The following is a 16,440-nucleotide window of genomic DNA, read 5'->3' as shown; positions in this document are numbered from 1 at the left end:
CCGCGCTATTGCGTTCCGTAGCGCATGCGGCCCAGGGCCGTCATCGGCCGGTCGTGGGCGGCTATCGGCGCCGGAAGGCAGGTGGAGCCGGTCAGGTAGCGGTCGACCGCGGCCGCCGCCGCCCGGCCCTCCGCGATGGCCCACACCACGAGCGACTGCCCCCGGCCGGCGTCGCCCGCGACGAACACCCCGGGCGCCCGCCCTCCGCTGGCCGCGAAACCGTCGTCGCGGGCCAGGTTCCCGCGGCCGTCGAGCTCCAGCCCCAGCTGCCGGCGCAGCCCGCCCGCCCGCTCCGGGCCGCCGAAGCCCAGCGCCAGCAGGACCAGGCCGGCGGGCAGTACCCGTTCGGTGCCGGTCAGGGGCCTGCGGGCGGCCGGCTCGACGGCGCTGAGGTGCAGCGCCCGCACCCGGCCCGCAGGGTCCCCCTCGAAGCACAGGGTGGCGCTGGAGAACAGCCGGGGGTCGCGGCCCGCGCGGCCGCGGGCCTCGGCGTGCGCGTGGGAGATCCGGTACACCTTCGGGTACACCGGCCAGGGCTCGCCGTCCTCCCGGCCGGGCCCGGGCTCCGGGTTGATGTCCAGCTGGATCACGGAGAGGGCGCCCTGCCGCAGGGCCGTGCCCAGACAGTCCGAGGCGGTGTCACCGCCGCCGACGATCACCACGTGCCGCCCCTCGGCCGTGACGGGCGCCACGGCGAGGTCGCCCTCCCGGACCCGGTTGGCGAAGGTCAGGTAGTCCATCGCCTGATGGATGCCGTCCAGCTCCCGCCCCGGCACCGGCAGCTCCCGGCGCTCCCCGGCTCCGATCGCGACGACGAGCGCCTCGCAGCGGTCCCGCAGGCCGTCGGCGCCGACCGCGCCGCCGATGTCCGAGTCCGTCACGAAGAGCGTGCCCTCGGCCCGCATCTGCTCGATCCGGCGGTCGAGGTGCCGTTTCTCCATCTTGAACTCGGGGATGCCGTAGCGCAGCAGGCCGCCGATCCGGTCGGCCCGTTCGTGGACGACGACCGTGTGCCCGGCCCGCGTCAGCTGCTGCGCGGCGGCCAGTCCGGCCGGGCCGGAGCCGATGACGGCCACCGTCCTGCCGCTGCGCCGCTCCGGCGGCCGCGCCGCCATGTAGCCGCGGAGCAGCCCCTCGTCCGCGATGGCCTGTTCGACGTTCTTGATGGTCACCGGATCCGCGTTGATGGTGAGGACGCAGGCGTCCTCGCACGGCGCCGGGCAGAGCCGGCCGGTGAACTCCGGGAAGTTGTTGGTGGCGTGCAGGCGCTCGTACGCGGCGAGCCAGTCGCCCTGTGCGGCGTACGCGTTCCACTCGGGTATGAGGTTCCCGAGCGGGCAGCCGACGTGGCAGAACGGGATCCCGCAGTCCATGCAGCGGCCGGCCTGCCGGGAGACGAGCGGGAGCAGCGTCTGCCCCGCGTGGACCTCGCGCCAGTCGCCCAGCCGCTCCCCGACGGGGCGGGCCGGGACGGGCTCGCGGGGGATCCTGAGGAAGCCGAACGGATCGGTCACGCGCCGCCTCCCTGGATCGTGCGCGGCGAGCGTGCACCTCATGGGGTACGGGCTGCCCGGCGCGGGCGCCCCGGAGGCGCGAGGTGCGGCGTTCCATCCAGCGTACGCCGCCGGAGGCAGGGCTTCCGGACGGCACCGGCCCGGCGAGATCGGGAAGAGACGGCCTAGGCGCCGAGGGCGTCGACGATCTCGTCCGTGGTGCTCACCTTGCCGATCCGGGGGAAGATCCGGCCGAAGCTGTGGGCGTGCGCCTCGGGGTCGGTGTCGGCGGTGGCGTCCTCGGCGAACACCAGCCGGTAGCTGTGTTCCCAGGCCGTGCGGGCGGTTGATTCGACGCCGATGCTGGTGGAGATGCCGGCCAGGACGATGCGGTGGATGCCGCGGCGGCGGAGCTGGAGGTCGAGCTCCGTCCCCGTGAAGGCGCCCCAGTGCCGCTTGGTGACCACGACGTCGCCCAGGGCGGCGAGCTCGGCGGGGATCTCGGAGAACGCGGCGGGCGGTGCGGAGGCGGGGCCGGGGCGGTCGACTTCGAGGGTGGGCAGGTCGCCGCCGTCGGGGGACCAGGCGACCTTGACCAGGACCACGGGGAGCTTGCGGGCGCGGAAGGCCTCCGCGAGCCGGACGCCCCGGCGCAGGACCTCGTCGGCGGGCCGGGTGGTGGGCAGGGCAAGGATGCCGTTCTGCAGGTCGATGAGGACCAGCGCGGTGTCGTCGTCGATGGTCAGGGCGTCGCTCATGGGGGTGCTTCCTCCGTCGGTGGACCCGGGCGGAGGGGATGCCCGCCCGGTGGGCGTCAGGCTTCGGCGAGCCGTCGCAGGAGCGGGACCGCCTCGGCCACGGTCCGCTGCTCGGCGGGGGTGAGGCGGCGGCCCATCAGGTCGGCCAGCCGGCCGCGGCCCGCCTCCTGGCGCCGGGCCACGAGGCGGCGGCCCCGGTCCGTCACGGCGATGACCTTGCGGCGGCCGTCCGTGGGGTGCGGGGTGCGCTCGACGTAGCCGCCTGCCCGGAGGGCGGCGACCGTGGCGTTGAGGGACTGGGGGCGGATCTTCTCGGCCCGGGCCAGGTCGGTGACCGTCCGGGGACCGTCACGGTCGAGGCGCTTGAGGACCGATACCTGCGAGAGCGTCACCCCGCTCCCGGCGGAGGCCATGCGCAGGTGCCGCACCATCAGGCCCACGACCAGCTGGAGCTCCTCGGCGGTCTCCCGGAGCCGCTGCCCCGCGTCGTCGGGGTCCGTCGGCTCCGTCGGCTCCGGAGTGTCCACCGTGTCCACTGGGTCCACCGCGTCCATGAAACCGACGATAACGGTCATACAGGATGACTGCAAAGGCGACCTTGGTACTTCCTCCGCGCTTTCACGGCCGACGCCGTCGCCGCGGCCGGTGCCCCGGCCCCACGCGGGCCTGACGGCCGACCACCCGCCGGGCCCGCGGACCCCGGAAGGGATGATGGGGCGGTGAACCAGATACTTTTCGCAGGGGTCTTGGGCCTTCTCCTCACCCTGACCGGCACCCCGCTGCTGATCAAGGTCCTGGCCCGCAAGGGATACGGACAGTTCATCCGCGACGACGGCCCGCGCGGACACGCGGGGAAGAAGGGCACGCCCACCATGGGCGGCATCTCCTTCATCGCGGCCACGCTCGTGGCGTACGCGCTCACCAAGCTGCTCACCGGCGAGCCCCCCACCTACCCGGGCGTACTGGTCCTGTTCCTGATGGCCGGCATGGGACTCGTCGGGTTCGTCGACGACTACATCAAGATCGTCAAGCGGCGTTCGCTGGGCCTGCGGGCCAAGGCGAAGATGTCCGGACAGCTGACCGTCGGCATCGCCTTCGCCGTCCTGTCCCTCCAGTTCGCCGACGGACGCGGGCAGACGCCGGCCTCCATGCGGATCTCGTTCGTCACGGACTTCGGCTGGTCGCTCGGCCCCGTGCTGTTCGTCGTCTGGGCCCTGTTCATGATCCTTGCGATGTCCAACGGCGTGAACCTCACCGACGGCCTCGACGGACTGGCCACCGGCGCCGCGGTGATGGTCTTCGGCGGGTACACCTTCATCGGCGTCTGGCAGTTCCAGAAGTCGTGCGCCGACGCCCTGGCCCTGGTCGAGCCCTCCGGCTGCTTCGAGGTGCGCGACCCCCTCGACCTGGCCGTCGTCGCCTCGGCCCTCATGGGTGCCTGCTTCGGCTTCCTGTGGTGGAACACCTCACCCGCGAAGATCTTCATGGGCGACACCGGTTCCCTCGCGCTCGGCGGCGCGCTCGCGGGCCTCGCCATCTGCTCGCGGACCGAACTGCTGCTCGCCCTGCTCGGCGGCCTCTTCGTACTCATCACGATGTCGGTCGTCATCCAGGTCGGTTCCTTCAAACTGACCGGGAAGCGCGTCTTCCGCATGGCCCCGCTCCAGCACCACTTCGAACTCAAGGGCTGGTCCGAAGTCCTCGTCGTGGTCCGGTTCTGGATCATCCAGGGCATGTGCGTGATCGTCGGCCTCGGCATCTTCTACGTGGTGGGGGCCGGCGCGTTCTAGTGCCGTGACCGGGTCTCCGGATCGCCGGACGGGCCCGCCCGTTTGGCGCCGAGCAGGACGCGGTATCGGGCCCGGGCGGTGAAGTCCGCGAGGCTCCACAGGGCCGGGCGGCCCGCTTCCGCGCAGAGGTGGAGGACCGCGTCGTCACCGGCCCACACGCCGACGTGCGCGCCGAACGGCTCCGGATCCGCGTTGAAGAAGAGCAGGTCGAGCACCTCGGGCTCCGTGACCCGCGTGGTGTGCCGGGTGTCGTTCCACAGTTCGCTGGAGCGCAGCGGGGGCACGTACCTGCCGAAGTGCCGCAGCACCTCGTAGGCGAAGAGCTGGCAGTTGGCGCCCGGGGCGAGGCCGGGGAGCCGGCTCACCGCGGGCGATCCGGGGTAGCGGGAGGCGGCGTAGCGGACGGTCCGGAACGCGTCGGGCAGGGAGGCGAGCAGGGGTTCCATGCCGTCATCCTGCACCGGGAAGGGCAACGGGGCGCCCGCGGGGCCCGGTTGCCGGGGCGGCCCGGGCGGCGTCGGGTTCCGGCCCCGGCCGCCGGCCGGGTCAGCGGGTCAGGCCGCTGGTGATGCGGCTCCACAGGGAGCGGGTCGCGCCGAAGCCGGTTTCGTGGGACCAGATGTGCGTGCAGCCCGGGCACTGGAGGTGGAGCAGGCTGCCGGAGTTGGAGAGCATGTAGCGCCAGTGCAGGGAGCACGTACGCCCCTCCCCGCACGGCTCGCACGACCGGGTGTCGTCGCAGTTGGGGCAGGCCACCCACGCCCGGCGGCCGATGTCCGCCTGGGGGTCAAGCGGCAGCATGGCCGCCCCCGCGCCGGGGGAGGACCCCGGCCGCGACCAGGTCCTCGTATACGCGCTGCTGCTCGTCGTCCAGGCCGGAGTACAGCAGGTCGTACGCCGCCTCCTCGCCGCGCAGCACCTCCAGGGGGTCCCAGTCCGAACCGAGGGCGGCCATCACCTGGGTCCTCCGGAGCATTTCCTGGGAGGTGAGGTCGACGGTGAATGCGACCGGCGGGACGCCGTCCGGCCGGTCGGCGGGGCCGTCCTGGCCGGGGGGAGGGGTGGGGTGGTGCGGGCTCATGCCCATGAACTTAGGTAACCCTTCCTTCGCGGGTCAAGTGCGGGTGGGCGGAGTCACAGCGCCCGGGCCGCGACGGACGCCCCGCGACGGGCGGTCCGGGGCGGTGCCCGGGCCGGCGGCCGGGGCCGGCTCAGGCCGCCCGGCGGAAGTCGGCGAGGGCCTGGGACACCGCTCGCCCGCCGATGCCGGCGAGCACCGGGTTCGTCACCCGGTAGTAGCGGTGGGCCGTGAGCCCGAAGCACAGGGCCCAGCCGCGCCCGCGCGCCCAGGTCCCGTCGTCGGCCCCCGCGGCGTCGCGGAACCGGTCGCGGGTGGCGGACGTGAGCAGGGCCCAGGCGGGCAGCATGTCGCAGGCCGGGTCCCCGACCCCGACGGTGCCGAAGTCGATGACGGCGCTGATCCTTCCGCCGCGCACCAGCAGGTTTCCCGGCAGCAGGTCGCCGTGCACCCAGACCGGTGCGTCCTCCCACTGGGGGAGCCCCAGAGCCTCCTCCCACGCCGCGGTGGCGGTGTCGGCGTCCACGGTGCCGTCCGCGCCCAGCTCGCGGATCGCCGCGCGCACGTCGTCGTCACGGCCGGCGAGCGGCCCGCCCCGGAACGACCGGGGCCCACCGGTGGCGTCGACCCGCCGCAGGGCCGCCACGAAGCGGCCCAGACCGGTCGCCGCGTCCGCCGGGTCCGCCGGGGGCTCGTCATGGGCGTCTCCGCCTTCGAGCCAGCGGTACACCGACCAGGGCATGCCGAAGCCCTCGCCCGGCACGCCCTCGCCGAGGGGCACGGGCAGGTCCAGCGGCAGGTGGGGAGCGAGGAGCGGCAGCCACCGCTGCTCCTTGGCCACCTGGCCCGCGGCGCCGGCGACCCTGGGCAGGCGCACGACCATGTCCTCGCCCAGCCGGTACATGGCGTTGTCGGTACCCGCGGAGCGCACCGGGGTGACGGGCAGCGCCGCCCACTGGGGGAACTGCGCGGCGACCAGGCGCCCGACCAGTGCCGCGTCGATGTCGACCTCGTCGGCGTGCATCTTCCCGTGGGACACGGATCTCCTTGGTGCGTGGGGGATTCCGGCGGCCGGCTGTGCGGCGGCCCGGGGCGCTGGGGAGCGTAACGGCCCGGTCCGTGGCGTCGCCACGGGATTTCGACCGGGCGGCGGCAATACCCTTCGGCGGCACGGTGTCTGACGTCAGGTCAGTTGTAGCGGCACACGGTGACCCAGCCCTCGCCGGGGACGGGAACGCCGCTCTTCGCCCCGCAACCCATCTTCGTGTACGAGCCGTCGGTCATGTTGGCGTAGTGCCCCCAGGCGGCGTAGCCGGCGGCGTTGGTCTCCGGGTCGTGGTCGGAGTCGGCGTCGTAGGCGGCCTTCTCGCCGGCCCATTGGGCGGTGGCTCCGCTCGGCGGGGCTCCCGACATGTTCTCGGCGCCGGCGGCGGAGTCGTCGTGCCGGAGCCCGCCGCCCGCGGTGGACCGGGGGTCGTCGGCCCACGCCTGCGAGGCGGAGGCCAGCCCGGTGTCCCACGTCAGGGGCGGCTGACCGGCCTGCCGGCGAACGCCGTTGGTCTCCGCGAGGATGGCCTGCCGATCGGCCGGGCTCACTTCGGCGGGGATCCCCACCGGGGAGACGGCGGCGGCCGTGGCGGCGCCCGTGGTCCCCAGCAGGACGCCGCCCGTCATCAGCGCCGCCGCCGCGACGGCGGTGACGCGGTGTCGTATCAGGGGCAGATCCTTCATGTGCGGCTCCCGTCACGGTCGCGGGCGGACCGGCCCCGGCCGGGGCCGGTCGAGGGTCCTCAGCGGAACGCGGTGGCGCGCACCCCGTTGCCGCACAGGGCGAAGTCGCCGCCGTCCTCCGGAGACACCTGGAGGCCTCCTCCGCCGACGCCCACGACGAGCGAGGGCGCGACGGTCGGCGCGGCGCCGGACTTGCAGTACCCGTCGGCCTCGCCGAGCACCGGCGAGAAGGTGATCTGTGTCGAGGCCCGTCCGCCGACCGGCAGCGTCACCGCCCGTGCCTGGCCTTCACGGACGACACGGAGCGGCCTGTTCTTGTCCGGTGAACCCTGGCCCGCCAGGGCCACGGTGGGGAAGCCCCGGAGCACGCACGGCTTCGGGCCTTCGTTGATCACGGTGATGCGGACCGCCGACGCCCCCACCCGCTGGGCGCTGTTGGCCACGAGCTGGGTGTTCGGGCAGGGCGCGGCCGGAGCCCGGCGCGCATCCGCCGTGGCCGTACCCGTAGCCGTCGTACCCGTCGCGCCCGTATCCGTCGCCGCCGATGCCATCGGACCGGCGCCCGCCAGCACGCCGCCCGCCAGTACGGCGGTCGCGAGCAGCCGGGACGCGACGGTGGCCGCGCGGCTCTTCGTCGTGCCCTTCATCCGGGTTCCTCTCCCCGCCCCGGCGGGCCGCCGCGAAACCGCGGCCGCCCCGTCCCGGGCCGGTTCCGTCCCCCCTGCGCCTCCCCCTCCACCATCCCACGGGGCCCGGCGCGTGTCCCGTGGGACCCCGCGCACGTCCTACGGCGCGATCGGCAGCTGCCGCTTGTGCTCGGTGAGGCGGTAGCGGCGGGCGATCGTCTCGAACGCCTGCTCACCGACCGGCTTGCCCTCCAGGAAGTCGTCGATGTCGTCGTACGTGACACCGAGCGCGTCCTCGTCGGCCTTGCCCGGGTCGAGGGTCTCCAGGTCCGCCGTGGGCGTCTTCCACACCAGCTGCGCGGGGGCACCCAGGGCGTCCGCGACGGCGCGCACCCGACGCTTGGTCAGGCCGGTCAGCGGGACGAGGTCCGCGGCGCCGTCGCCGAACTTGGTGAAGAAGCCGGAGACCGCCTCCGCGGCGTGGTCCGTGCCGACGACCAGGCCGTCGTGCGCACCCGCCACCGCGTACTGGGCGATCATGCGCTGGCGGGCCTTGATGTTGCCCTGGACGAAGTCCTGGTGGCGGGCGTCCCGGAAGACGGTGCCCCCGGCCACGGAGGCCTCCAGAGCGGCGTCGCTCGCGGGCTTGACGTCCACGGTCAGCACCCGGTCGGCGTTGATGAACCCGAGGGCGAGCTGGGCGTCCTTCTCGTCGGCCTGCACGCCGTAGGGCAGCCGCATGGCGAAGAAGGCCGCGTCGTGCCCGGCCGCGCGGGCGCGCTCGACGGCGAGCTGGCACAGCCGGCCGGCGGTGGTGGAGTCCACACCGCCGCTGATCCCGAGCACCAGGGAGCGCAGGCCGGTGGAGGTGAGCCGCTCGGTGAGGAAGGCGACCCGGCGCTCGATCTCCTGCTGGGCGTCGAAGGTCTGCGACACCTGCAGTTCCCGGGCGATCTCCTGCTGCAGGGCGGTGGACGCCGGCTGGCTCACGGCTGCTCCTCGTGGTCGTTCGTCGTACGGTGCGTGGTCCGCTGTCCCGTCGACCCTAGTCGACACGACGGCCCCCGGATCCGCCGGTGGCGCCCCGTTCCGTCACACCGGCCGGCCGGGCTCCTCAGAACGCGTCGCGGTGCCGTACCCGCAGCGGGCGGCCGTCCGGATCGACGAGCAGCCGGTACAGCGGCAGGGACCACGCCCTGGTCGCCCGGGACAGCTCGGGCGGGCGGTACGCGCGCAGCCGGCCCGGCGGCCGCGGCCCCTGTCGGCCCCCGTCGTACCAGGCGTCGAGCGCCGCGGCCGACTCCGCGAACAGGCCGAAGGCGCGCACCGGATCGCAGAGCGGGTCCGGCGGCGGGACGGACGAGGACGGGACCGGGTCCGGCCCGGGCTCCGGGGGCGGCTCGGCGTCGAGGTGTTCGCGGGAGAGCTCCAGCCGCAGCTCCCTGGCGAAGCGCCGCGCGCCGTCCCCCAGCCCGGCGGGGTCGCGGGGTTCGCGCGGGTCCTCGGCGGAGTCCAGTACGGCACAGTTGAGTTCCGAATCGTGGGTCCAGGACCGCAGGTTGATGTTGTCGGAGCCCACCGACGCCCACACGTCGTCGATCACGCACACCTTGGCGTGGACGTACACGGGTGTGCCCGCGTGGTTCTCCAGCCCGTACACCGCGACCCGGTCCCCGCCGTCGCGGCGCAGCCGCTCCAGGGCGGTGACCCGTCCGACCAGGTTCATCGGCAGGGAGACGGGCCCGTCCTGTTCCGGGACGGTGGGGATGACCGCGATCAGGTGCAGCCCCGGCTGGGCGGCCAGCGCGCGGGCGAAGTGCTCGACGACCTGCGGGGACCAGAGGTACTGGTCTTCCAGGTAGATCAGGGTCCGGGCCCGGTGGACGGCCTTGAGGTAGCTGCGCGCGATGCTGCGCTCGCCGTCGGGGGCGAAGGGGTAGCCGCGGAACAGGCGGTTCGGATAGGTGCGCAGCACCTGCACGGTGTGGGTGCCGCAGGGCTCGGGGTCGGGCGCCTGCGGCGGCAGGGTGTCGGCGTGCTCGTCCTCGCCGTGGACGAGCTGCCGCAGCCGGACCAGGGGGCTGCGGGTCAGCGGCGCCGGATCCTCCCACCGCTCGCGGAAGCCGGCCTCCAGGTCGCCGACCGCCGGACCGCGCACCTCGAGCTGTACGTCGTGCCACGGCGGCCGGGGCCCGTAGGCGTCGGCGAACGGCACGGACTGCGGATCGCCGTGGTGCGCGGCGTCGTCGTTGCGGGTGTGGCACAGGTCGATGCCTCCGACGTACGCGACGTCGCGCTCGGGGCGGCCGGGGTGGCGCAGGACCACCAGCTTCTGGTGGTGGGACCCCCCGGGGCGGACCCGCATGTCGAGGAGGTACTCGCCGCCGCCCGCCTCGACCTCTTCGCCGAGGTGGCGGTTCTCCGCCTCGCTGAACTGGAGGCCGTCCAGGTGGGAGCGCCACACCAGCCCCTTGACGATCACGCCCCGTGCAGCCGCCTCGCGCAGCACCCCGCCGACCTCCGTCCCCTCTCCGTCGAGGCGTTCGTCGGGGTCGCCCCGCCAGTCGGTGAACAGCAGCAGGTCCCCGCTCCGCTGGGCACGGATGGCGGCGAGCAGCTCCCGGAAGTAGGTGCTGCCGTGGACCAGGGGCCGTACGTGATTGCCGTGCGCCCATGCCGTCCCGCCCGGACGGCGGCGGTCCAGGCGGGTCGCCGGATTGCCGCGGTCGCGGGTGGTCAGCAGCCAGTCGGATAGCTCCAAAGCACGGTCCTCCCTTTCCCCTGCGGCTACCCGCAGGGTGCCCGGGCATGCGACCCCGCGCCGCGCCGGGTCTGCGTGCCCGCGGCGGTCGTGCCATCCGGTCCGCGACGGTGCGGTCCCGGCCCGCGACGGTGCGGGCCCGCGCCGACCGGGATGCCGGGGGCGCGGCTGCGCGCGGCAGGTGGCCCAGCTGGGTGACGACCTCGTCGCGGCGCACGGCCCGCCGCCCCCTCCCGGGCCGCGGGCCGTCCGGGCATCAGGCCGCCTTCGGCCGCGCCCCCGCGCGCCCGCCCGGCCCGTGGAGGGCGTGCGGCGGGGCGGCGGGGCCCGGCTGGGGGTCGGTCAGGAGCGCGGTCAGCGCCAGGCGGGCGCGGGCCACGCGGGAGCGGACGGTACCGACCGGGCAGCCGATGGCCGCGGCCGCGTCGGCGTACGGCATCCCGAGGAGCTGGGTGAGGACGAACGCCTCGCGGCGCTCGGCCGGGATGCCGGCCAGCAGCTCCGCCAGGGCTATGCCGTCGTCGAAGCCCGGCACGCCCCTCGGCTGGGCCTGCTCGGCGGCCGCCTGCCAGTCGGCGCGGTCCGCGGTCCGGGGCCGGGCCGCGGCGTGCCGGACGCTGTCCACCACCGTGCGGCGGGCGATCGACAGCAGCCAGGTGCGGGCGGAGGAACGGCCCTCGAACCGGGGGAGGGCGCCGAGGGCCCGCAGGAACACGTCCTGCGTCAGGTCGTCGGCCGCCTGGGAGTCGGAGCTGAGGTAGGCCACGTACCGCCACACGTCACGGTGGAGCGCGCGCACGAACCGGTCCGTCTTGACGGGGTCGCCGTCACGGGCCGCGAGGGCCAGCCGGGTCACCGCCGCGTCGGAATCGGGAGTGTGCCGGGGCCGCGCGCCGACGGGACGGGAAACGGTGTGCAGGGCAGGGGTCATCGCCACGGGTCCTTAGGGCAAGGGCCGGCGCCGCCTGGAGCGGTACCGGTGAAGGGGTGCGGCCGGCCGGACGGCACGGCCGATGCCCGAGGCACGGAGCGGGGGCGCGCGGGGCGGCCGCGGCCGCGTGCTCGGGGAACCGGCTGTCAGAGGACAGCGGTTCCCGCCGGAGGACCCCGCGAGGTGATGACGTGGACGAGGAACAGCCGCCGCGGCGCCCGGAACCGGTGCCGGCGGCGCACGAGGACGGGCGGCCGGTACGAGGGCGCCGCCGTGCGCAGCAGCAGGCGCAGTGGGGTCCGCAGCCACGCGGCGACGCACCGCGCGATGCGGAAGGCGGCCCGCTCACCGTGGGCGAGCCACAATCCGCACAACACGGCGGCCAGCAGGTGGGCCGTCAGCATCCCGGCGGGCGACATCGAGGCCATCTCGTGCCCCACGGCACCCGCCCGCCCGCCCGTGGGGGCGTACACCGGCCCCGCCGCGTCGTGCAGGGCGTGGTGGACGTGGGAGGCGGCCGCGTGCGCGCCGGCGCCGCCCGGGGACGGGGCGGCGGACCCAGCGCCGCAGGTCAGGTACTCCGCCCACTGCCGGGCGAGCGGGGTCCCCGCCGGGAGGACGGGCTGTACGAGGGCCTGTGCCAGCGAGAACACCGCGTGCAGGCCGCCCTGTACGGCCACGGCCGCCACGGTCACCCGGAGCGGCCCGCGCTCCCGGGCGGACAGGAACCAGCCGGCCACCGACGCGGCGGCCGTCGCGGCACACAGCGCCCACCACGGCACGGCCGCCCCCGACATCAGGAGGTGACCCGTGGCGGCGAGCAGCACGCACAGGGCCGCGAACAACGCGGCCCGGAACGCTCGGTGACAGTGGCCCGGCTTCATGGCGGGCTCATCCTCACACCAGCCTTCCGAGTCACGCAGCGAGCTGCGCACTTCCCGACAAGTTCCTGTGCAAGGCCGCTGCGGCCGTTATGACGCACCGCTGTGGCGCACCGCTGTGGAGCATGGAGCACCGCTCACGCGCCGGGAACCGATCCGCCGCCGCACCCGACTGCCTACCCGGTCGGGCGAGGCGTTCAACATCCGGAGATCGGGGATTTCGTGGCCGTGGAGGAAGCGAAGGGCGGGCCCCCGCCGGTACAAGTAGAGGGAAAGGAGAGGAAGTTGACGGCACTCCTCACCTGTGCCATGGGCTTCTCGATGCTCCAGCTGTTCCTCCTCGGAGCCCTGGGCCCACGTCTGGTGGGGGAGTCGGGCATGTCGCCCGCCGTGCTGGGACTGACGACCACCATCGGCTTCGGGACGGCCGCGGCGCTGTCCCCGGCCGGCGGCCGGATCGTGGACCGGATCGGCCCGCGCCGTTCACTGGCCGCCCTGCTGCTGGTCTCCGCCGCCGCCCTCGCGCTGATCGCCGCCGCCCCCGGCACCGGGCTGCTGCTGGCCGCCGTCGCGCTGGGCGGCGTACCGCAGGCGCTGGCCAACCCGGCCACCAACAAGGCGATCCTGCACGCCGTGCCGCCCGCCCGGCGCGCTGCCGTGACGGGGCTCAAGCAGTCCGGCGTCCAACTGGGCGCCTTCGCCGCCGGGCTGCCGCTGACGCTGCTCGCTGGCGGGATCGGCTGGCGGGGCTCCGTGTGGACCGGCGCCGGCGCGGCCCTGCTCGCCGGCCTGTGGACCCTGCGCACCTTGCCCGCCGATCCGCCGCCGCTTCCCGCGGGCCCGCGTACCGCGCTCGTACCGCGCGCGATGGTGGCCTGGCTGGCGGTCTTCTCACTGTTCCTGGGCGCCGCGATCGCCTCCGTCAACACCTACCTGTCCCTCTTCGGGGCGCAGCGCCTCGGGATGGGCCCGACCGCGGCCGGCGCGCTCGTCGCCGTCCTGGGTGCGGCGGGCATCGCCGGACGGATCGGGTGGTCGAAGGCTGCCCGGCCCGGGCGCGCCGAGTGGCTGCCGGGCTGGCTCGCGTGCGGAGCCCTCGGGGCGGCCGCGCTGCTCGGTGCCGCCCTCGTCGCGGGTCCGCTCGTGTGGGCCGGCGCGGTGGCCGTCGGGGTGTTCGCCGTGTCCGGCAACGCCGTGTCGATGGTGCTCGTGATGCAGCGGGCCGCGCCCGGCCGGGCCGGCCAGGACTCGGCGCTCGTCGCGGCCGGGTTCTTCGCCGGATTCGCGGTGGGGCCGCCCCTGTTCGGGCTGCTCGCGCAGAGCGGCCGCTACGGGGCCGGCTGGCTGCTGGTGGGCGCGGAGTTCGCGGCGGCGGCAGCGGTCGCCTTCGCCTGGGCCCTGCGCGACCGTGCCGGGCGTACGGCGTGAACGCCACGGGAGGCCCGGACTGGGCCTGCCTCGCACTGGAGGCGGTCATGGAGCGGGTGGCGGTCACCGAGGCGGCCGTGGGAGACCGCTTCCCCCTGTACGCCGAGCCGGCGGACGGCCGGTGGAAGACGACCGGCAACGGCTCCTGGGCGGGCGGCTTCTGGGCCGGCCTGCTGTGGCTCCGCGCCCGGTACACCGGCTCCGCGTCCGACCACCGGGCCGCGTCCCTGCGGACCGCCCGGCTCGCACCGTGGGCAGAGGCAGACACCGCGACGCGGGGCCTGATCCTCTGGTACGGGACCAGCCTCGCGCAGGGCGACCCGGACGCCGCCGCGCTCCGGGCCCGAGCCGCCCGGGCCTGCCTGTCCTCGTTCGACCCCGCGCTCGGGATCGTGCCCTGGGGCGCCGCGTTCGGCGGGCCGCGCCTGGTGGCCCGGGCGGACGGGGTACCAGGCACCGTGCCCCTCCTGGCAGGGGCCGGCCCGGCCGGAGCGGCCGCGGCGGCGGCCCACCTCCACCGGCACCTGGACCTCTGCGTCGGCGCCGGTGCCGGTGCCGATGGCATCGGGTCCCGGGCAGGTGCGGGCGGCAGCGCCGTGCCCGGGGGGCCGGCCGAGGGCGAAGGCGCCGGGGACGGTGCCGGCGTGGGCGCCTCGGGAGGGGGGCGCGCGAGCGGGGGCCGTGGTGCCCGTGCGGCTGCGGCCGGCCCCACCGGCAGGGCGCCGGATCCGCGCCCTCCCGCCTGGAGTTTCGACGGGGCGGCGGGCTGGCGGCCCTGCGCGGATCCTGAGCCCGGGTGGAGCCGGGGCGACGCCTGGCTGCTCCTGGCGGTGGCCGACGCCCTCCTGATCCCGGACGTAGCGGCCCACCACCCCACCCGCATCGAAGCAACGGCCACCCTCCTCTCACCGCCCCCACCCGAAGCCCCCACCCTGCCCGGCCCGTCCGGCGCACCTGGCCTCCCTGGTCCGTCCGGAGCGCGCGGCCTGCCGGGAGCATCCGGGGTGCCCGGGCCGCTTGCTGTGCACGGACGGCTCGTACCGCCCGCGCTTGCCGGATGGCCGGGTGGGCCCCTCGACACCTCGGCGGCGGCCATCACCGCGGTCGCCCTCCTGAAGCTGGCCCGGCTGCCCGGGCCCCGGGCGGCCTGGTACGCGTACCGGGCGAAAGAGATCCTGGGCCACCTGGTGCGGGAGCACGTCACCGGCCCGGGACCCGGCCGCCCGGCAGGCATGCTGCTGGACGGCTGCTACGACGCCGGCCGGGACCTGGCCGTGCGGCACGAACTCATCTGGGGTGACTTCTTCCTGGCCCTCGGCCTGGCCGCCCTGTGCGGCCTCGTCGACCTCACCGACGTCTAGATCGTGCCGTCGAAGTCCCGTCTGCCCGGAGGGCTTCGCTCCGCACGACCGTCGCCGATGCTCCGCATGACCTCCCTCCTCCGCCTACCCCGTCGCCCCGCCCTCCGGGCGAACGGCACGCCTTCGATGACACTCCCCAGCGACCGGCGGGGTCCGGAAGAGACGGCCTTGCCGATCAGGCCGGATCGGAGACCCCGGCCCGTCTCCGGTACCCCGCCCGCACACCGCCCGGGGCCTCGGCGGCACGGCTATGCGGCCGCGTCCGGGCCGTAGTCGCGCAGGACGTGCCGGGCCACGGACGTGACGTGCAGTTCGTCCGGGCCGTCGAGGATGCGGGCGGCCCGCCCGGTGCGGAACAGGGCCGGCAGCGGGGTGTCCGGGCCGAGCCCGGCGGCGCCGTGGACCTGGATCGCGGAGTCCGTCACCTGCTGGAGCATGCGCGCGGCGGCGACCTTGGCCAGCCCCACCTCCGTACGGGCGTCCCGCCCGGCGGCGATCAGCGCCACCGCCTCGTGGGTCAGCAGGCGGGCGCCGCGCAGGGCGAGCAGTGCCTCGAACACGTGCTGCTGCACCAGCTGGTGCCCGGCGAGGGGCCCGCCCGGCCCGCCGCGCGCGGTGGCCCGCGCACACATCAGGTCGAACGCGCGCCCGGCCTGCCCGATCCAGCGCAGGCAGCGCAGCGTACGGCCGAGCTGGAGCCGCTCACCGGCGATGGACAGCGCGTCGCCGCCCTCGCCGAGGAGGTGGTCGGCAGGCACCCGGACCCGGTCGAGGCCGATCTCGTACTGGCCGCCCGCACCGAACACGGGCAGTTCCCGCAGCACCCGGAAGCCGGGGGAGCCGGTGGGCACCAGCAGCAGGGACAGCCCCTCACGGTCCCCGGGCAGGCCCTCGGTGCGGGCCAGGACGGTCACCAGAGCGGCCCGTCCGGCGCCGGAGGTGAACCACTTGCGCCCGCTGACCACCCAGCCGCCGTCCGGCGCGCGTTCGGCGCGGGTGGCGGTCAGCGTCGGGTCGCTGCCCGGTACGTCCGGTTCGGTCATGGCGTAGCAGGCCCGGATCCCTCCCGCGACGAGGGGTTCGAGGTACTCCTCGCGGACCCGTGGCGCTCCGTGCCGGGCCAGCATCGTGACGTCGAGCAGCGGCGCGGAGCCCAGCACGGCGGGGCCGTGGTCGCTGGCGCCCTCCGCCTCGGCCAGTGCGGCGTACTCCCCGAAGGACAGGCCGCCACCGCCGAGTTCCGCCGGCAGCGGCAGGGCCCACAGCCCCTCTTCCCGCGCCCGCGCGCCCAGTTCGTCCCGCGCGGCGTCCGCCGCCGGTCCGCCGGCGTCCAGTACCTCCTCGTACGGGACCACCCGGGTGGCGACGAACCGGGTCACCCTCTCCCTCAACTCGGCCACCCGCACGTCGGGTCGCACCGTCTCCCCGGCAGGGGACTCCGGATCCGTCACTGCATTCCTCCTCGATCCCGGGAACCCGTGCGAACGGCTGTCCGACTCTCTGCCCGTGGAACTGGTCGGGCGTACGCGCCCCCGGGTTCCCGCATCCCGCTTCCCGCCAGGACCCGGGCGCCGGCCACCGCCGCGCGCCGGGAGAGGAGAG

General features: G+C 75.4%; 17 protein-coding genes. 3 read left to right on the top strand and 14 right to left on the bottom strand.

The annotated features are described in order from the left end of the window. Positions 1 to 5: 5 nt before the first annotated feature. The 3 genes from AC07B0_RS13160 to AC07B0_RS13150 all read right to left on the bottom strand — a co-directional run bounded on the left by AC07B0_RS13160 (position 6) and on the right by AC07B0_RS13150 (position 2,805). The gene (locus tag AC07B0_RS13160) at positions 6 to 1,514 is read right to left on the bottom strand and encodes a glutamate synthase subunit beta (protein WP_469379627.1); all 1,509 of its coding nucleotides are present in this window, start codon (positions 1,512 to 1,514) and stop codon (positions 6 to 8) included. A gap of 164 nt (positions 1,515 to 1,678) precedes the next feature. After that, positions 1,679 to 2,251, bottom strand: a complete 573-nt coding sequence (locus tag AC07B0_RS13155; RefSeq protein ID WP_467297225.1) for a hydrolase — start codon at positions 2,249 to 2,251, stop codon at positions 1,679 to 1,681. A 56-nt stretch (positions 2,252 to 2,307) separates the two neighbouring features. Next, positions 2,308 to 2,805 carry a MarR family winged helix-turn-helix transcriptional regulator gene (locus tag AC07B0_RS13150; protein WP_478864250.1) on the bottom strand — a complete coding sequence of 166 codons (498 nt, stop codon included), beginning with the start codon at positions 2,803 to 2,805 and terminating at the stop codon, positions 2,308 to 2,310. Between the two features lie 165 nt (positions 2,806 to 2,970). Here AC07B0_RS13150 and mraY point away from each other — a divergent pair, with 165 nt between their 5' ends. Beyond that, complete coding sequence (gene mraY, locus AC07B0_RS13145) at positions 2,971 to 4,041, top strand: phospho-N-acetylmuramoyl-pentapeptide-transferase (RefSeq protein ID WP_356873139.1); 1,071 nt, start codon at positions 2,971 to 2,973, stop codon at positions 4,039 to 4,041. Here the strand turns inward: mraY and AC07B0_RS13140 are convergent. From AC07B0_RS13140 to AC07B0_RS13095, 10 genes are all read right to left on the bottom strand, one after another. Continuing rightward, entirely contained in the window at positions 4,038 to 4,487 is a 450-nt protein-coding gene (locus tag AC07B0_RS13140; protein ID WP_478898047.1) for a hydrolase, read from the bottom strand. The genes mraY and AC07B0_RS13140 overlap by 4 nt on opposite strands. A gap of 100 nt (positions 4,488 to 4,587) precedes the next feature. Next, positions 4,588 to 4,842 (bottom strand): hypothetical protein, encoded by a 255-nt coding sequence (locus tag AC07B0_RS13135; protein ID WP_356873135.1) that lies wholly within the window; start codon positions 4,840 to 4,842, stop codon positions 4,588 to 4,590. Continuing rightward, on the bottom strand, positions 4,829 to 5,128 hold the full coding sequence (locus AC07B0_RS13130) for a DUF6400 family protein (protein WP_356873133.1): 300 nt from the start codon (positions 5,126 to 5,128) through the stop codon (positions 4,829 to 4,831). Before AC07B0_RS13130 ends, AC07B0_RS13135 begins: the two co-directional genes overlap by 14 nt. A gap of 124 nt (positions 5,129 to 5,252) precedes the next feature. Further along, complete coding sequence (locus AC07B0_RS13125) at positions 5,253 to 6,143, bottom strand: aminoglycoside phosphotransferase family protein (RefSeq protein ID WP_478898185.1); 891 nt, start codon at positions 6,141 to 6,143, stop codon at positions 5,253 to 5,255. A gap of 164 nt (positions 6,144 to 6,307) precedes the next feature. Next, the gene (locus AC07B0_RS13120; protein ID WP_478898044.1) at positions 6,308 to 6,850 is read right to left on the bottom strand and encodes a CAP domain-containing protein; all 543 of its coding nucleotides are present in this window, start codon (positions 6,848 to 6,850) and stop codon (positions 6,308 to 6,310) included. A 59-nt stretch (positions 6,851 to 6,909) separates the two neighbouring features. Continuing rightward, positions 6,910 to 7,497: a DUF4232 domain-containing protein gene (locus tag AC07B0_RS13115; RefSeq protein WP_478898042.1), complete on the bottom strand. Its 588-nt coding sequence runs from the start codon at positions 7,495 to 7,497 to the stop codon at positions 6,910 to 6,912. A gap of 138 nt (positions 7,498 to 7,635) precedes the next feature. Continuing rightward, a complete protein-coding gene (gene nadE / locus AC07B0_RS13110; protein ID WP_469379642.1) occupies positions 7,636 to 8,466 on the bottom strand; it encodes an ammonia-dependent NAD(+) synthetase in 831 nt (276 codons plus the stop codon). 124 nt (positions 8,467 to 8,590) lie between these two features. Then, the gene (locus AC07B0_RS13105) at positions 8,591 to 10,237 is read right to left on the bottom strand and encodes a phospholipase D family protein (RefSeq protein WP_478898040.1); all 1,647 of its coding nucleotides are present in this window, start codon (positions 10,235 to 10,237) and stop codon (positions 8,591 to 8,593) included. A gap of 256 nt (positions 10,238 to 10,493) precedes the next feature. Beyond that, on the bottom strand, positions 10,494 to 11,168 hold the full coding sequence (locus tag AC07B0_RS13100; protein ID WP_356873121.1) for a sigma-70 family RNA polymerase sigma factor: 675 nt from the start codon (positions 11,166 to 11,168) through the stop codon (positions 10,494 to 10,496). Positions 11,169 to 11,314: 146 nt separating this feature from the next. Next, complete coding sequence (locus AC07B0_RS13095; protein WP_478898038.1) at positions 11,315 to 12,052, bottom strand: hypothetical protein; 738 nt, start codon at positions 12,050 to 12,052, stop codon at positions 11,315 to 11,317. Between the two features lie 282 nt (positions 12,053 to 12,334). On the opposite strand from AC07B0_RS13095, the gene AC07B0_RS13090 reads away from it, so the two are divergent. Beyond that, on the top strand, positions 12,335 to 13,477 hold the full coding sequence (locus AC07B0_RS13090; protein ID WP_356873117.1) for an MFS transporter: 1,143 nt from the start codon (positions 12,335 to 12,337) through the stop codon (positions 13,475 to 13,477). Continuing rightward, the gene (locus tag AC07B0_RS13085) at positions 13,474 to 14,838 is read left to right on the top strand and encodes a collagen-like triple helix repeat-containing protein (RefSeq protein ID WP_478898035.1); all 1,365 of its coding nucleotides are present in this window, start codon (positions 13,474 to 13,476) and stop codon (positions 14,836 to 14,838) included. The genes AC07B0_RS13090 and AC07B0_RS13085 overlap by 4 nt, the downstream gene beginning before the upstream one ends. Positions 14,839 to 15,086: 248 nt before the next feature. Here the strand turns inward: AC07B0_RS13085 and AC07B0_RS13080 are convergent, their stop codons facing one another. After that, on the bottom strand, positions 15,087 to 16,289 hold the full coding sequence (locus AC07B0_RS13080; RefSeq protein ID WP_478898033.1) for an acyl-CoA dehydrogenase family protein: 1,203 nt from the start codon (positions 16,287 to 16,289) through the stop codon (positions 15,087 to 15,089). Positions 16,290 to 16,440: the final 151 nt, after the last annotated feature.

The sequence above is a fragment of the Streptomyces sp. NPDC044704 genome (assembly GCF_056433525.1).
Note: the sequence above shows the minus strand (reverse complement) of the source record. Positions and strands in the feature narration are given on the sequence as shown.

What these genes read in the sequence shown, in the direction of transcription:
- AC07B0_RS13100 (WP_356873121.1), bottom strand. Translation starts at nt 11,168, where the DNA reads ATGACCCCTGCCCTGCACACCGTTTCCCGTCCCGTCGGCGCGCGGCCC.
- AC07B0_RS13095 (WP_478898038.1), bottom strand. Translation starts at nt 12,052, where the DNA reads ATGAAGCCGGGCCACTGTCACCGAGCGTTCCGGGCCGCGTTGTTCGCG.
- AC07B0_RS13120 (WP_478898044.1), bottom strand. Translation starts at nt 6,850, where the DNA reads ATGAAGGATCTGCCCCTGATACGACACCGCGTCACCGCCGTCGCGGCG.
- AC07B0_RS13135 (WP_356873135.1), bottom strand. Translation starts at nt 4,842, where the DNA reads ATGCTGCCGCTTGACCCCCAGGCGGACATCGGCCGCCGGGCGTGGGTG.
- AC07B0_RS13150 (WP_478864250.1), bottom strand. Translation starts at nt 2,805, where the DNA reads ATGGACGCGGTGGACCCAGTGGACACGGTGGACACTCCGGAGCCGACG.
- AC07B0_RS13140 (WP_478898047.1), bottom strand. Translation starts at nt 4,487, where the DNA reads ATGGAACCCCTGCTCGCCTCCCTGCCCGACGCGTTCCGGACCGTCCGC.
- AC07B0_RS13125 (WP_478898185.1), bottom strand. Translation starts at nt 6,143, where the DNA reads ATGCACGCCGACGAGGTCGACATCGACGCGGCACTGGTCGGGCGCCTG.
- AC07B0_RS13115 (WP_478898042.1), bottom strand. Translation starts at nt 7,497, where the DNA reads ATGAAGGGCACGACGAAGAGCCGCGCGGCCACCGTCGCGTCCCGGCTG.
- AC07B0_RS13130 (WP_356873133.1), bottom strand. Translation starts at nt 5,128, where the DNA reads ATGGGCATGAGCCCGCACCACCCCACCCCTCCCCCCGGCCAGGACGGC.
- AC07B0_RS13155 (WP_467297225.1), bottom strand. Translation starts at nt 2,251, where the DNA reads ATGAGCGACGCCCTGACCATCGACGACGACACCGCGCTGGTCCTCATC.